Here is a 14,657-nt window from a genome sequence, read left to right on the forward strand (position 1 = left end):
GATGAAAAATGTGCGATCCCACCGAAGCGAGATCCGCTACTTTGGCACTGGCTTTACAAGCACCCTGTTGAGTTCTCAAAGAACAAGCACACACCGCTCGTCGTCCCACATTGTGGGATCCCGCTCGGGGCAACTCGTCTAACTTACTCGGTCGAGTTCGCGGTGTCAACCCGCCTCGCCCGATTCCCATGGAGACGCACACCACGAATCGTGATGTTCTGTTTCCTGGGGGATCCAGCAGATGTGGCTCGGAGGCATGCTCCGCCGCTCCTTGCTGGCTCGACTACATTAGCCGGTCAGATTCGCGAAGTCAACCCCGCACCGCCCGGTTGTAGCCTGCCCCGCTCCGGCCTTCCGATCCGAGTGTTTCCGGCTCGTTTGTCCGTTCCGCGCTGGCAGAGAGAACATTACGCAGAGCCCGCAGGGACCGCAAATCAATTATCGCGAATCTTTCCCGCTACCGATCCGAGCTCGATCCGCGAACCGTCCGGTCCGGGGGCGTACGCGCTGATCACGACCTCGTCGCCGACTTCGAGGAAGGTGCGCTTCTCACCTCGAATCTCCACCGGTTCGGCCCCACCCCAGGTGAGTTCGAGGAACGAACCGACCTGATTCCGCTCCGGACCGGAGACAGTCCCCGAGGCGAACAAGTCCCCCGTACGCAGACTGGCGCCGTTGCTCGTGAGATGTGCCAACTGTTGCGCCGGGGTCCAGTACATCGAGGCGAACGGGGGCCGGCTGACCTCCACCCCGTTCCAGGTGACCGTCAGCCGGAGGTCGAGCCCGAGGTGCGGGGAGTCCGCGAGATGCTCCACCACCGCGGGATCCTGTGTCGGTGCGGCGACCCAGGCTTCGTCCAAGGCGGCGAGCGGCGTGATCCAGGCCGACACAGACGTCGCAAAGGATTTGCCCAGGAACGGTCCCAAGGGTTGGTACTCGAACGCCTGGATGTCCCGGGCGGACCAGTCGTTGACCAGCACCACGCCGAAGACGTGCTGGGCGAAGTCCCCGGCGGACACGCTCGTGCCCAGGTCGGAGGGCGTACCGACGACGAAGCCGACCTCGGCCTCGATGTCCAGGCGGCGGCATGGCCCGGCGACGCCGGGCGAGAGCAACCCGGACGGGCGAGTGATCTCCGTACCGGAGACCACGACTGTGCCGGCCCGGCCGTGATAGCCGATCGGCAGATGACGCCAGTTCGGCAGCAACGGCGGCTGGCCCGGGCGGAAGATCTGCCCCACGTTCGACGCATGGTGTTCGGACGAGTAGAAGTCGACGTAGTCGGCGACCTCGAACGGCAGCACCAGCTCCACGTCGCTCAACGGAACCAGGAATTCGGCGAGCGCAGGGCTGCCGACCAGGTCCAGCAGCTCTCGGCGTACCCCTTGCCAGACGGTGGGGCCCGCGGCCAGGAACTTCTGGAGGGTGGGCGCGAGCAGCGCGCCGCCCGCGGAGATCGACCCGCGCGTCTCCGCCGCGTGGAGGTCGATCAGGTGATCGCCCCAGCGGGCCGCGCACCGGGACTCCCCGGTACGCAGAAAGACGCCGTATGGCAGGTGGTCGAGCACTGACCCTCCCGGGTTACAGGCCGAGCAGACCGAGCTGGACCAGGTCTTCCAGCGGCTCGGCGATCGAACAGGTGCCGTAGCCCACCCAGAGCGGGCGATCGGCCTGACGGCGGGTACGCGCCGCCTCCATCAACGTCAGCGGCTGAGTCGTGCCGATCACCGCCGCGACGTCGGCGACCTCCGCACCCTCCGCGGCGGCGCAGGCGCCCGCGAGCACGTTGAGGAATCCGTGGTGGACGAAGCCGGTCTCCGGATCGGTGTGGCGCACGGCGTGGTGCAGCCCGGCGGTCAGCTTGAACGGCAGCTGACGGTCGCGGCAGGCGCAGATCACGGCGGCGAGTTCCATGGGCGTGGGGAACAGTTCGGCGGCCAGGCCACCGGTGCGGAACTTCGCCGCGACCGGCTGGCCGGCGGCGCGCGCTTCGGCCACGGTGTCCAGTGCTTCCAGCAATCCCCAGGTCAACGGGATCTCGGCATAGCCCATCAGGCCGTGCTCGGCGAGCATGGAGAGCAGTGCTCTCAGGCCGGGCTGGGGGTCTTCCCCGCGCTTGGCGACGGCCGCCTCCACCTGCTGCACCGGCAGTCGCGGGTCGATGCCCGAGAGCGTGGTGGACAGCTGGGCCAGCGGCTGGTCGCCGATGACGCCGATCTCGATCCGCTCGTCCGGCCGGAGCTGGGCGGCCGCCTCCTTCGCCGCAGACGCCGGCAGGAGGAGGACTCCGACGAGGTCGGAGTACCAGGCGGAGCGGTGCTCTCGGTGCCCCGTGAAGGCCTGCGACAACGTCGCGTTGCCCGGCGGGAACACGGCGGCATCGTCGAGCAACCGCTGGAGAAGCGGTGGGATCGGTGCGCTCGCCGCCGTTGACATGATCAGGCAATCTAGCGGATGCTTTGCGGAGCGGACAAGTCTGTCCGATAATCGGACGATCGAGCATGCACAGCGGGCAATCTTGGGAGGTCACGATGCCGCACTACCGGAGCGTCGGGGAGATCCCGCGGAAGCGGCACACGCAGTTCCGGCAGCCGGACGGCAGCCTGTACGCCGAGGAGCTGATGGGCCAGGAGGGGTTCTCCTCCGACTCCTCGCTGCTCTACCACCGGTACCTCCCGACAGCCATCGTCGCGGCCGAGGCGTACGACCCGCCGGCGTGGACTCGCGTGCCGAACCGTCCTTTGAAGCCCCGCCACCTGCAGACGCACAAGCTGGAGGTCGGTGGCGCCGACGCGGTCACCGGCCGGCAGCATCTGCTCGCCAACGACGACGTACGCATCTCCTACGTGGTCGCCGATACCCCGTCCCCGCTCTACCGGAACGCCGTCGGCGACGAGTGTCTCTACCTCGAGTCCGGCCGGGCCGTCTTCGAGACCTCCTTCGGGCTGCTCGAGGCTAGTGAAGGCGACTACGTCATCATCCCCACCTCGGTGATCTACCGGGTCGTGCCGGTCGGCGCGCCGGTCCGCATCCTGGCGATCGAGGCGACCGGGCACATCGGCCCGCCCAAGCGCTACCTCTCCGTCCGCGGCCAGTTCCTGGAACACTCGCCCTACTGCGAGCGCGACGTCCGTGGCCCGTCGGCGCCGCTGCTCGTCGACGAGACCGAGGTCGACGTGCTTGTCCAGCACAGGCGCGGCTGGACGAAGTTCACCTACGCCCACCACCCGTTCGACGTGGTCGGCTGGGACGGGCACCTCTATCCGTGGGCGTTCTCCATCCACGACTTCGAGCCGATCACGGGCCGGATCCACCAGCCGCCGCCCGTACATCAGACCTTCCAAGGCCCGAACTTCGTGATCTGCTCGTTCGTCCCGCGCAAGGTCGACTACCACCCGCTGGCCATCCCGGTGCCGTACAACCACCACAACGTGGACTCCGACGAGATGCTCTTCTACACCGGCGGCAACTACGAGGCCCGGCGCGGCTCCGGCATCGAACAGGGCTCCATCTCCCTGCACCCGTCCGGCTTCACCCACGGACCCCAGCCCGGAGCGCCGGAACGCGCGATCGGCGCCGACTACTTCGACGAGCTGGCCGTCATGGTCGACACCTTCCGGCCCCTCGACCTGTGCGATGCCGGACTCGCCTGCGAAGACAGCGCGTACGCGTGGACGTGGGCGCGGCCGGGGGCTGCTCGGCCGGACGGCGCGGGCTGACGCTTCGCCGGCGCTCGCTTCGCACGGCGGGCCTCGCTCGGCGGTCTCATCGCACGGCGGGCCTCGCTCGGCGGTCGCTTCGCTCGGCAGTCGCTTCGCGCATTATCCGGGAAAGCGCGGCCTCAGCTGCGGTCGATGGGGACGTTATCCCGGATATCGCGCCAGATTTCCGCTAGAAGGTGCGGGGCCAGCCGAGGCCAGTGCCGGCGGGACGCGCGGGGGTTAGGAGTGCCACCGCGACGGCGGCCAGCCCTTCGGCTCGCCCGGTGAACCCGAGCCCGTCGGTGGTCGCGCCGGACAGGGTGATCGGGGCGCCCGCCGCTTCGGAAAGCACCTTCTCCGCTTCATCCCGGCGCTTGCCGATGCGCGGCGCGACCCCGATGACCTGGACGGACACGTTGCCGATCTCGTACCCGGCCGCTCGTACCAGCCGAGCCGCCTCGGCGAGCAGGGTCACGCCGGAGGCTCCGCGGAACTCGGGCCGGTCGACGCCGAAGTTCGCGCCCAGGTCACCCAGCCCGGCCGCGGTGAAGAGCGCGTTGCAGGCTGCGTGGGCTGCGACGTCGCCGTCGGAGTGCCCGTCGAGTCCGCGCTCGCCCGGCCACTGCAGCCCGGCGACCCAGCACTCGCGGTCTTTCCCGAACGCGTGGATGTCGGTGCCGATGCCGACCCTCATCGGGCCACCTCCCCGGACGCCGTCAGCAGGGCCTCGGCGATGATCAGATCGACCGGGCGCGTGATCTTGAGGGCCAGCTCCGACCCCGGTATGCAATGCACCGGCAGCCCCAGTCGTTCCACCATCCCGGCGTCGTCCGTATGCTCGCCAGCCGCTTCGGCGTGCGCCTTCACGAGCACCTCACGCCGGAAGCCCTGGGGAGTCTGCACGGCGCGCAGCTCACTGCGGTCGACCGTTGCGGCGACGTCCCCGTTCGAGTCGACGCGCTTGATCGTGTCGACCACCGGCAGCACCGGGATGACCGCTCCGTGCCCGGTGCGTACCGCCTCGGCGACGCCGTCGACCAGCTGGGGCGGGGTGAGCGCCCGAGCCGCGTCGTGCACGAGCACGATGTCGATCCCCTCGGGAACGACAGCGAGCGCCCGGGCGACCGACTCCTGCCGGCTCGCCCCGCCGGCGACCACGACCAGGTCGGCGTCCACCTCGGCCAGCAGCTCCTGAACCTCGGCGACGAGGTGCGGGGGAGCGGCGACGACGATCAGCCGCACCGAAACCGCCGCGGCGGCCCGCTTGACCGCGTGGACCAGCAAGGATTCCCCACGCAGCTCACGCAGGGCTTTGGGGACGTCGCCACCGAGGCGTACGCCGGCCCCCGCGGCGGGAACGAGAACCGCGGCATCACCACGTGAGGTGGTGATGCCGCGGTCTGCGAGTTTTTCGATCACGGGGGTGTTATGCCTCGTGCAGCACCTTGTCGAGCAGAACCTCAGCCTCGTCCTTGGTGCTCCGCTCGGCGAGAGCCACCTCGCCGACGAGGATGTCGCGAGCCTTCGCGAGCATGCGCTTCTCTCCGGCCGAGAGGCCACGCTCGCGCTCGCGCCGCCAGAGGTCTCGCACGACCTCGGCGACCTTGAGCGGATTGCCGGAGGCCAGCTTCTCCAGGTTCGCCTTGTAACGCCGCGACCAGTTGGTCGGCTCCTCGGTGTGCGGAGCTCGCAGGACATCGAAGACCTTGGTCAGGCCCTCTTCTCCGACGACTTCGCGCACGCCGACGATCTCGGCGTTCTCAGCGGGGACACGCACCGTCAGATCGCCTTGAGCGACACGAAGGACGAGGTACTGCTTTTCCTCACCCTTGATGATGCGAGTCTCGATAGCCTCGATGAGTGCGGCCCCGTGGTGGGGGTAGACAACGGTCTCGCCGACACTGAAAACCATAGGTACGAAACCCCTTTCGCTGTGTCTAGGGTAACACGGCTCCGCACCGATGTCCCACCCTGCGCCCCACCGTTAGCGCAGCTCACAGTGCCTGTAATCGTGAGCACTCCGGGTTGCGCGACTAGCAAAGAAGGGGCATGACGACCGGTTTAGGTGGGTATCCCAAGGATGCCAGAGGAGCCGTTGGTGACGGAGAGTGCCGGGTAGTTGACCGAAAGTCCCAAACGTCGACGCGAAGAACGTCTGGCGCTCGGCGGCCCGCAGCGGCACACTGAAAGCCACCATGCAGGAGGAGTCCGGGGCGATGGGCACGCTGGGGAACGGGCTTCCCGACCTTCCGCCCGAATGGGGCGAGGTCGTGATTCCGGACGATCCGGCAGAACTCGATGAAGAGGCCGAGATCGTCCGCCGCGAGCTGCGCCGCGCCGCTCGCCGAGCCCGCCGGGCCGAGCGGATGCGAGTCTGGCGCCGCCGGTTGCACCTGCCCGAACAAATCGACGATCCGGACGAGCCGTCCGCCCTGCTGCCGCTGCTGATCCTGGCCATCGCCGTGCTGATCACCCTGGTGGGCCTGATCGCGGTCACCTGGAGCGGCGTGATGACGCCCCGCAACAACACGACGCCGATGCCGTCCACGAGCGTGCCGCCGACCGGCCACACCGTGGTGACCGCCTCGGCCACGGTCTCGGCCGCTCCCAGTGCCACCGTCTCGGCCAGTTCCACCCTCTCGGCGAGCGCCACGGCGACCGCTTCGGCCGTCGCGTCGCTCAGTCCCCCGCCGAGCACCACGTGACCCGGGGGAGCGTGGTGCGGCGCGCCTCGGCGTTGCTGCGGTGCTGCCATCCCGCTCCCGTCGCGGCCGTCACCGTCTTGAGCGGGCTGATCGCGTACGCGGTCGGCCACCGAACGGCCGGGGTGCTCCTCGTCGCCGGGGTGGTCGGAACCAGTCAGCTGGCCGTGGGCTGGGCGAACGACGCCATCGACGCCGACCGGGACCGCGCCGTACGCCGAGCCGACAAGCCGCTCGCCCTGGAATGGCCCCAGGGCCGGCCCTGGGTCGCCACCGCCGCCCTGATCGCCTCGCTCGCCATGATCGCCTTGGCCGTGGCCGCGACGCGTCCTCTGGCGGCGGGCGCGGCCGTCGTCGGGCTGGTCAGTGCCCAGCTCTACAACTGGCCGCTCAAGGGCACCGTGTTCTCGATCGTGCCCTACTTGATCTCGTTCGCCGCGATCCCGATGTTCATCATCGCCGCCGTCCCGGCCACCCCGCCGGGGCAACTGGTGGTCGCGGCGGCCTGCTTCGGCGGGGCGGCGCATCTGCTCAACGCGGTCCCGGATCTCGCGATGGACGACGCGACCGGCGTACGCGGGCTGCCGCAGCGTCTGGGCGAATCGCGCGCTCGCGCGGTCGGCGCCGTCCTCACTGGCCTCGCCGTATTTGCGCTCCTCTAACTCACGCGGCGCAGATGGGCGGGTCGGCGAAGGGAGCCGATCTCCGCCAACTAGTCTGTCGAAGGAATGCGCCCGGTAGACCGGCCCCCCGCCGGCCGAGCGCACAGCCTTCATGGGTCTGAGGAGGACCGACGTGACGCGCGTGACTGAGCAGCCCGCCCGGTTCACCCGGAAGAACACGGGCCGGGCATTCGCACTCGCCGCCCTGGCCGCGGCGACGACCGCCCTCGGCGCGTGCAGCGCTGGGCAGGTCACGCAGACGGCGTACATGGCGCCCCCGGTGCCCGGCGTGAACCAGACCTTCTCGGTGAACAGCACCGACCCGGCGCAGCAGGGCGGCAGCGTATCGCTCCGCGACCTCGCCGTGGTCTACGACACCAACAAGGGATACGCCAAGGGCGGCTCGGCGCAGCTGCAGGTCGGCATCTTCAACGACACCCCGCAGCCGCTGAAGGTCACCGTCACCGCGCCCGGCGCCGCGTCCTCGGTGACCGTGGGCGCCGCCGGTGCGACCGCCGCGCCGACCCAGTCCCCGTCCGCGTCGCCGACGGCCACCGGATCGGCGAGCCCCAGCGCCACGGTCTCCGGATCGGCGAGCCCGAGCGCGACGGCGAAGCCGAGCCCGTCGGAGACCGCCGCCGGCGGCGGCCCGGCGACCTTCACGATTCCGTCCGGCAGCTTCCTCTCGTTCGGCCAGGGCGAGGGCCAGGCCCTCACGCTGCAGGGCCTGACCGAGGCGCTCATGCCGGGTGACCTGGTTCGCAGCGTCAACTTCCAGTTCACGGTCGGCTCCGGCCTCCAGCTCACGCAGGCCCCGGCGTCGCCGGCCCCGGACACCAGCCCGGAACTCCGTCCGCGCGAGTCCTGTGTCTTCGCCAACGGCCAGGCCATCTGCCGGGTGCCGCTGTCGAACCCGCTCTCGCCGCAGCCCCGCGCTTCGATCGAGGTCAAGCACGAGTAACACCTTTCGCTGAAACGAGGGCGGGCCCGGTCGGGTCCGCCCTCGTTTGTCGTAAGGGGACGCTACGGTTCTCCGCGTGACCCGACCGACCAAGGCCCCGGCGAAGGCTTCCCGGCCCGCGTTCCTCTGCGACGCCTGCGGCTACCAGCCCCCGAAGTGGGTGGGCCGCTGCCCGGAGTGCGGCGAGTGGGGCTCCGTCGTGGAGTCGGCCCCGGCCGCCGCCGCTCCCGTGGCGCTGCGGCAGATCGCGCCCCGCATGCCCGGCGAGCCCGCTCGGCCGATCGCCGAGATCAGCCCGATTCCGGCCCGCGCCGTGCCGACCCACGTCAGCGAGTTGGATCGCGTCCTGGGCGGCGGTCTGGTGCCGGGCGGCGTCGTGCTGCTCGCCGGAGAACCGGGCGTCGGCAAGTCCACTCTCCTTCTCGACGTCGCCCAGCAATGGGCCGTCCATTCCGGGAGCAACTCGCTCGTCGTCAGCGGTGAGGAGTCGGTCAGCCAGGTCCGCCTGCGGGCCGAGCGGATGCAGACCCTCCACGAGCGGCTCTACCTGGCGGCCGAGACCGATCTCGCGGCGCTGCTCGGCCACGTCGACGCCGTCCGCCCCGGGCTGCTCATCGTCGACAGTGTCCAGACGGTCTCCTCGCCCACCTCCGACGGCGTACCGGGTGGGGTCACCCAGGTGCGGGCGGTGACCGCGGCGCTGATCGCGACGGCCAAGGAGCGGGGCATCGCGACGATCCTCGTGGGCCACGTCACCAAGGACGGCAACGTGGCCGGGCCGCGCGTCCTGGAGCACCTGGTCGACGTGGTGCTGCAGTTCGAGGGCGACAAGCACTCCTCGCTCCGGCTCATCCGGGGGCTCAAGAACCGGTTCGGCAGCGTGGACGAGGTCGGCTGCTTCGAGATGCACGAGACCGGCATCGCCTCGCTGCCCGATCCGTCCGGGCTGTTCCTGACCCGGCACGCCGAGCCCGTGCCGGGCACCTGCTGCACCGTGGTGATGGAGGGCCGGCGCGCCCTGGTCACCGAGGTGCAGGCGCTCATCGGCGCCAGTCCGGCCAACGGCTCGCCCCGGCGGACCGTCTCCGGCCTCGACTCGGCCCGGCTGGCGATGCTGCTTGCCGTCCTGGAGCGCCGCGGACCCGGCAAGGGCCTGCACGAACGCGAGGTCTTCGCCTCGACCGTGGGCGGCATCAAGGTCACCGAGCCCTCCGTCGACCTCGCCATGGCGCTCGCCATAGCGTCGGCCAAGGTGAACCTCGCCACCGTCCCGAACCTCGTGGCGGTGGGGGAGGTCGGTCTGACCGGCGAGATCCGCCGGGTCGGCAACGTCGCGCAGCGCCTCGCCGAGGCCGCCCGCCTGGGGTTCACCGTGGCCCTGGTGCCGGTAGGGTGCGCGCCCGCCAAGGGAACGGCGCCGACCGGCCTGAAGGTCCACGAGGTCGGCGACCTGCCCCAAGCCCTCCAGATGTCGGCGCTGCTCGCCGCCGAGCGCACCCCGTAGACTGTGGCCGTGCCGAGCGAACGCGAACCGAGCTGGAACGCCATGGGTGGCGATCCGCTCCGGGCCACCCTCGCCCGGATGGCCCCGGGCACCCCGCTGCGCGACAGCCTCGAACGCATCCTCCGGGGGCGGACGGGCGCGCTGATCGTGCTCGGCTATGACAAGACTGTCGAGTCCATCTGCACCGGCGGCTTCCCGCTCGATGTGGAGTTCTCCGCGACTCGGCTGCGCGAGCTGTGCAAGATGGACGGCGCCGTCGTGCTCTCCACCGACGGCACCCGCATCCTGCGGGCCGCGGTGCACCTGATGCCCGACCCCTCCATCCCGTCCGAGGAGTCCGGCACCCGGCATCGGACCGCCGAGCGAGTGGCCAAGCAGACCGGCTTCCCGGTCATCTCGGTCAGCCAGTCGATGCGCATCATCGGGCTCTACATCAACAGCACCCGCCACGTCCTCGACGACTCGGCCGCCATCCTCTCCCGGGCCAACCAGGCCCTGGCCACGCTCGAGCGCTACAAGCTGCGGCTCGACGAGGTCAGCGGCACGCTGTCCGCGCTGGAGATCGAGGATCTCGTGACGGTACGCGACGCGTTGGCCGTCGTGCAGCGACTCGAGATGGTGCGGCGCATCTCCGACGAGATCGCGGGTTACGTGGTGGAACTCGGCACCGACGGCCGGCTGCTGTCGCTCCAGCTCGACGAGCTGATGGCGGGCGTCGACGCCGACCGCACCCTCGTGATCCGCGACTACCTGCCGACCGGCCGCAAGGCGCGTACGGCGGATGAGGCGCTGGTGGAGCTGGACATGCTCACCGCCACCGAGCTGATCGATCTCGTGGCGGTCGCCCGCGCGATGGGCTACCCGGCCTCCACCGAGGCGCTCGACGCGGCGGTGAGCCCGCGTGGCTTCCGGCTGCTCGCCAAGGTCCCGCGGCTGCCGGGTGCGGTCGTCGACCGGCTCGTCGACCACTTCGGCAGCCTGCAGCGGCTACTGGGCGCGACGGTCGAGGATCTGCAGGCGGTCGACGGTGTGGGCGACGCTCGCGCCCGGGGCGTACGCGAAGGCCTGTCCCGTCTGGCCGAGGCGTCCATCCTGGAGCGTTACGTCTGACGCCTCACTTGATGGTGAGGGTGACCCCGTCGCTCAGCTTCGTCCCGACCCGCCCGACGACCTGGTACTTACCCGGGTCCGGGGCCGGGCCGGTGGGCGTGCGCTTCACCGTCGTGCTGCACGAGGTGCTGAGCTTGCCGTTCCACTCGACGTTGAACGACACCTCCAGCCCCTGCTGGAAGGTGTGGACGTTGCTGCCGCGCGGCGGATCGCAGTCGTCGGAGGACCAGATCTTCTCCGCACCCTGAACCACCCGCAGCTCCTGCAGGTCCGGGCCGATGTCCCGGGTGCAGGTCCGGTCGGACACGTTCTTGATGTACAGGTAGATCAGGACGCTGGCGCCGCGGTTGACGCTGGTCTGAACCGGTTTCGCGGTCACCTTCAGCTCGGCGTCCGTGCACGCGCGCGGGTCGACGGGCTCGTCGCTGGCGAGCGCGGTCGGGCTCGACTGGGCCGAGGCGGACGGGCTCACCGTCGGCGAGACCACGTTGGCCGGGACGTTGCCGCCCGTCGCCGCCGCACTCGGGCTCTTGGTCGGACTGGAGTTGCCCGAGGCCGAGGTTTTCGGCCCCGACGTGCACGCGTATGAGACGAGGAGTGCGGCAACCAGCACACCTCCGAGCACCACCGCGCGCCGGCGCCAATAGACAGCGGCCGGCAGCGGACCCACCGTGAGTCTCATAATGCCCACACGCTAGTGCCAGGGCGCTTCTCCGCAAAGCGCCGACACACCGCTGGACGGCCGACAGTCATAAGTAGACCTTGCGCTGATAGAGGGCGTGCGCGCCGCTGACCCGGTCGAGGAACAGCAGACCAGCACAGTGGTCGATCTCGTGTTGCAGAGCGCGAGCCTCGAAGGCGTCGGTGGTGAGCGTGATCTTCGCGCCCGTTCCCGGAGCCTCCCCCACCACCACGATGCGGCCGGCTCGCTTGACGTCGCCGGTCAGGTCGGGCACCGACATGCAGCCCTCGCGTCCGGGCCGCCAGCGGCTGGCCTCGACGATCTCGGCGTTGGCCAGGGCGTACGCACCGTGCACGGTGTTGGTCTTCGGGTGCCCGGTGACGTCCACGACGAACAGCCGGGCGGATACGCCGATCTGCGGTGCGGCCAGCCCGACGCAGCCGGGCGAGACCCGCATCGTGGCGAACAGGTCGGCGGCGAGCCGCACCACCTCGGGATCGGTCGGGTCGACCAGCTCGCCTGGGCGGGCCAGCACCGGGTCGGGTGCGGTCACCACCGGCCGGACGACGCCCTCGACGCCCAGCGCCTCGTATCGGGCCAGTTCGTTCGCGGAGGTCACAGCAGATCCGCCTCGGTCCGGCGCAGCGTCACGTCGACGCCCAGGCTCTCGCTGACCTCGGCCAGCCGGGCGGCGACCGCCTCGGTGCTGCCCTTCGGCAGTTCCACCTCGGCGACCAGCACATACAGCGGGCCCACCAGGCGAGTCGAGAGGTCGGTGATGTTGCCGCCGGCTTCGGCCAGCGCCCGGGTCACCGCCGCCACGATGCCCAGCCGGTCGGCGCCGTGCACACTCACCAGGTGGGGAACGCCCGCAGCCGGACCTTCCTCGTCCGCCCCGACCTCGCGTACGCCGACAAGCAGGCGGCCGTCGGCGGTCAGCGGCCGCAGCGCCGTCTCGACCTCCCCCACCGAAAGGTCTCCGGCGCAGATCAGGGTCATCGCGAAGTGCCCGCGCAGCCGGGTCATCGTGGAGTCGGTGAGGTTAGCCCCGAGCGTCGAGAGGGCTCCGGCGACGTCGGCGACGATGCCCGGACGGTCGTGCCCGAGCACGGTGACGGCGAGTTCGGTCATCGGTGCATTGTGCTCCGTCCACGCTCCGGGACGGCACGTAGGGTGGGGGACATGCCGATCGCCGACGTCGCTCTGGACTGGTTCGAGCGCAACGCCCGCGACCTGCCGTGGCGCGTACCCGGCGTCGGAGCCTGGCCCATCCTCGTCAGCGAGGTGATGCTCCAGCAGACGCCGGTCAGCCGGGTGCTGCCGGTCTGGACCGAGTGGGTCCACCGGTGGCCCACCCCGGCGCATCTCGCGGCGGACACCGCCGCCGACGCCATCCGCGCCTGGGGCCGGCTCGGCTACCCGCGCCGGGCGATGCGGTTGCACGCCTGTGCCGGGGCGATCGTCGAACGGCACGCCGGCGAGGTGCCGTCCCGGCTGGAACAACTGCTGGCGCTGCCCGGCATCGGCGACTACACCGCCCGGGCCGTCGCCGCGTTCGCGTACGGGCAGCGGCACCCGGTCGTCGACGTGAACGTCCGGCGTCTGGTCGCCCGCGCGGTCAGCGGTGCCGCCGAGCCCGGCCCGGCCACCACCCCTGCCGATCTCGCTCTGGTCGAGGGGCTGCTCCCCGCCGAACCGGCGGTCGCCGCTCGCGTCAGTGCTGCGTACATGGAGCTGGGCGCGGTGATCTGCACGGCCCGGAACCAGAACTGCGCGGACTGCCCACTGACCGGCTCGTGTGCCTGGCTGTCGGCGGGACGGCCGGCGAGCACCGGGCCGACCCGCAAACCGCAGGGGTACGCGGGCACGGACCGCCAGGTCCGAGGACTCATCATGGCCGAACTGCGGGCGAGTAGCGGCCCGGTGCCGCAGGACCGCATCGCCGCCCTGTGGCATCTGCCTGAGCAGCGCGACCGGGCCCTCGCCAGCCTGCTCGCGGACGGTCTGGTCACCCGGTCGGGCCGGGACCGGTTCACGCTCCCGGGCGAGACACGGCGACGCCCAGTGACGAAAGTCGGCGATTGATTGGTGGCGCCCAGCGCGCTACCAGCCTACGCTGCGGTCGTGAGCCCCCGTCTCAACCGTCCTTTGTCGCACGCCGGCCTCCGCCTGGGCATCGCCGCCTCGCTGGCTGCGCTGACCGCCGTCGTGACCGCCTGCGGCAGCGGACCAGCCAAGCAGCCCACGTTCGTGCCGCCGCAGACGTCGGCGCCGGCCGACGAGCCGACGCTGGATCCCACGCTGGAGGCGTCCCCGTCGGACAGTCCGTGGGGGAAGCCCTCCTCGTCGCCGACCAAGCGGCCGCCGAGCCCGACGCCGAGCGTCGTCAAGGATCTCGCCTGGTACACGAGCCGGCTGCCGAAGTTCGGCCCGCCGCCGCCCCCGGCCGCGGTGAATGTGGACGCCGGCACCAGCTCGCCGTTGTGGTTCAAGGTGCCGACCACGCAGAAGGTGGCCTTCCTGACCATCGACGACGGGGCGACCCGGCACCCCATGGCACTGCAGCTGCTCAAGGCATCCGGCATCCGCATGACGCTGTTTCTGACCCTCCAGTACGTCGAGGGCCACACCGATTACTTCAAGGCGCTCCAGGCGGCCGGGGCGGTGATCGAGAACCACACGATCACGCACACGTCCCTCAAGGGCAAGACGTACGCCTTCCAGCATCACGAGATCTGCGACGCGGCCGATCGGCTGGGCAAGCTCTTCGGCCGACGGCCGACCTTGTTCCGCCCGCCGTACGGCAACTATGACGACACGACCTTGCGGGTCGCCCGGGAATGCGGGCAGAAAGTGGTCTTCTACTGGACCGAGACGGTCGACAAGGGCAAGGTGCGGTATCAGACCAGCAACCACACCATTCAGCCCGGACACATCGTCCTGATGCACTTCCGGCCGGCGTACCCGGACGACTTCCTGGCTGTGCTGACCAGGATGAAGCAGTCCGGGGTGCAGCCCGCTCTGCTGGAGGAGTACGTCCAAGGGGCGTGCGCGGGGGCGTGCGGCGGCTGAGCCGAGGTACGCGGAAAGGGCGGGCCCGCAGGCCCGCCCTTTCCTTTACGCCCTGTGTCAGGCAGCCGACTCGGTCGGCGCCGCGGCGACCGGAGTCGCCTCGACCTCTTCAGCCGGGGTCTCCCGCACCCCGCCGCGGAAGACGAGCTTCGCGTTCTCGATGTCGGTCGGGTCGCCTTCGCAGTCGACGACGACCTTCTGCCCGGACTTGAGCTCGTTGAACAGGATCCGCTCCGACAGCGCGTCCTCGATCTCGCGCTGAA

The 14,657-nt window shown here is 70.4% G+C and carries 16 protein-coding genes and 1 pseudogene; 8 read left to right on the forward strand and 9 right to left on the reverse strand.

Annotated elements, in window-relative coordinates; all coding sequences use genetic code 11:
* Positions 1–434 precede the first annotated feature (434 nt).
* Positions 435–1,568, reverse strand: coding sequence for a fumarylacetoacetate hydrolase family protein (locus AB0H43_RS38610; protein WP_360008586.1), 1,134 nt, complete (start codon positions 1,566–1,568; stop codon positions 435–437).
* Positions 1,569–1,581: 13 nt separating this feature from the next.
* The gene (locus AB0H43_RS38615) at positions 1,582–2,436 is read right to left on the reverse strand and encodes a hypothetical protein (protein ID WP_360008588.1); all 855 of its coding nucleotides are present in this window, start codon (positions 2,434–2,436) and stop codon (positions 1,582–1,584) included.
* 95 nt (positions 2,437–2,531) lie between these two features.
* On the opposite strand from AB0H43_RS38615, the gene AB0H43_RS38620 reads away from it, so the two are divergent.
* Positions 2,532–3,719, forward strand: coding sequence for a homogentisate 1,2-dioxygenase (locus AB0H43_RS38620; RefSeq protein WP_360008590.1), 1,188 nt, complete (start codon positions 2,532–2,534; stop codon positions 3,717–3,719).
* A gap of 172 nt (positions 3,720–3,891) precedes the next feature.
* Here AB0H43_RS38620 and ispF read toward each other — a convergent pair whose 3' ends face one another.
* From ispF to AB0H43_RS38635, 3 genes are read right to left on the reverse strand one after another with little or no spacing between them, the layout of a single operon-like run.
* On the reverse strand, positions 3,892–4,395 hold the full coding sequence (gene ispF, locus AB0H43_RS38625; protein ID WP_360008592.1) for a 2-C-methyl-D-erythritol 2,4-cyclodiphosphate synthase: 504 nt from the start codon (positions 4,393–4,395) through the stop codon (positions 3,892–3,894).
* Positions 4,392–5,120, reverse strand: coding sequence for a 2-C-methyl-D-erythritol 4-phosphate cytidylyltransferase (ispD, locus tag AB0H43_RS38630; RefSeq protein ID WP_360008594.1), 729 nt, complete (start codon positions 5,118–5,120; stop codon positions 4,392–4,394). The genes ispF and ispD overlap by 4 nt, the downstream gene beginning before the upstream one ends.
* Positions 5,121–5,127: 7 nt before the next feature.
* Entirely contained in the window at positions 5,128–5,613 is a 486-nt protein-coding gene (locus AB0H43_RS38635) for a CarD family transcriptional regulator (RefSeq protein WP_027346704.1), read from the reverse strand.
* 283 nt (positions 5,614–5,896) lie between these two features.
* Between AB0H43_RS38635 and AB0H43_RS38640 the strand changes: the two genes are divergently transcribed.
* From AB0H43_RS38640 to disA, 5 genes are all read left to right on the forward strand, one after another.
* Entirely contained in the window at positions 5,897–6,406 is a 510-nt protein-coding gene (locus AB0H43_RS38640; RefSeq protein ID WP_360008596.1) for a hypothetical protein, read from the forward strand.
* Positions 6,403–7,065, forward strand: coding sequence for a UbiA family prenyltransferase (locus AB0H43_RS38645; RefSeq protein ID WP_360008598.1), 663 nt, complete (start codon positions 6,403–6,405; stop codon positions 7,063–7,065). The genes AB0H43_RS38640 and AB0H43_RS38645 overlap by 4 nt, the downstream gene beginning before the upstream one ends.
* Positions 7,066–7,198: 133 nt before the next feature.
* Positions 7,199–8,026, forward strand: a complete 828-nt coding sequence (locus AB0H43_RS38650; protein WP_360008600.1) for a hypothetical protein — start codon at positions 7,199–7,201, stop codon at positions 8,024–8,026.
* A 76-nt stretch (positions 8,027–8,102) separates the two neighbouring features.
* Positions 8,103–9,530, forward strand: coding sequence for a DNA repair protein RadA (gene radA / locus AB0H43_RS38655; RefSeq protein WP_360008603.1), 1,428 nt, complete (start codon positions 8,103–8,105; stop codon positions 9,528–9,530).
* Between the two features lie 42 nt (positions 9,531–9,572).
* Positions 9,573–10,640 (forward strand): DNA integrity scanning diadenylate cyclase DisA, encoded by a 1,068-nt coding sequence (gene disA, locus AB0H43_RS38660; protein WP_360008618.1) that lies wholly within the window; start codon positions 9,573–9,575, stop codon positions 10,638–10,640.
* 4 nt (positions 10,641–10,644) lie between these two features.
* Here disA and AB0H43_RS38665 read toward each other — a convergent pair whose 3' ends face one another.
* The 3 genes from AB0H43_RS38665 to AB0H43_RS38675 all read right to left on the reverse strand — a co-directional run bounded on the left by AB0H43_RS38665 (position 10,645) and on the right by AB0H43_RS38675 (position 12,453).
* Positions 10,645–11,322 (reverse strand): hypothetical protein, encoded by a 678-nt coding sequence (locus AB0H43_RS38665; RefSeq protein WP_360008605.1) that lies wholly within the window; start codon positions 11,320–11,322, stop codon positions 10,645–10,647.
* A gap of 67 nt (positions 11,323–11,389) precedes the next feature.
* The gene (def, locus tag AB0H43_RS38670) at positions 11,390–11,941 is read right to left on the reverse strand and encodes a peptide deformylase (RefSeq protein ID WP_360008608.1); all 552 of its coding nucleotides are present in this window, start codon (positions 11,939–11,941) and stop codon (positions 11,390–11,392) included.
* Positions 11,938–12,453 (reverse strand): ACT domain-containing protein, encoded by a 516-nt coding sequence (locus tag AB0H43_RS38675; protein WP_360008611.1) that lies wholly within the window; start codon positions 12,451–12,453, stop codon positions 11,938–11,940. Before AB0H43_RS38675 ends, def begins: the two co-directional genes overlap by 4 nt.
* Before the next feature lie 51 nt (positions 12,454–12,504).
* Between AB0H43_RS38675 and AB0H43_RS38680 the strand changes: the two genes are divergently transcribed.
* Positions 12,505–13,407: an A/G-specific adenine glycosylase gene (locus tag AB0H43_RS38680; RefSeq protein ID WP_360008613.1), complete on the forward strand. Its 903-nt coding sequence runs from the start codon at positions 12,505–12,507 to the stop codon at positions 13,405–13,407.
* A gap of 39 nt (positions 13,408–13,446) precedes the next feature.
* Complete coding sequence (locus AB0H43_RS38685) at positions 13,447–14,394, forward strand: polysaccharide deacetylase family protein (protein ID WP_360008615.1); 948 nt, start codon at positions 13,447–13,449, stop codon at positions 14,392–14,394.
* 57 nt (positions 14,395–14,451) lie between these two features.
* Here AB0H43_RS38685 and AB0H43_RS38690 read toward each other — a convergent pair.
* Positions 14,452–14,657: pseudogene (locus AB0H43_RS38690) on the reverse strand (hypothetical protein); the annotation flags it as partial.

It is taken from the genome of Hamadaea sp. NPDC050747 (genome assembly GCF_040654195.1).
Taxonomy (GTDB): domain Bacteria; phylum Actinomycetota; class Actinomycetes; order Mycobacteriales; family Micromonosporaceae; genus Hamadaea.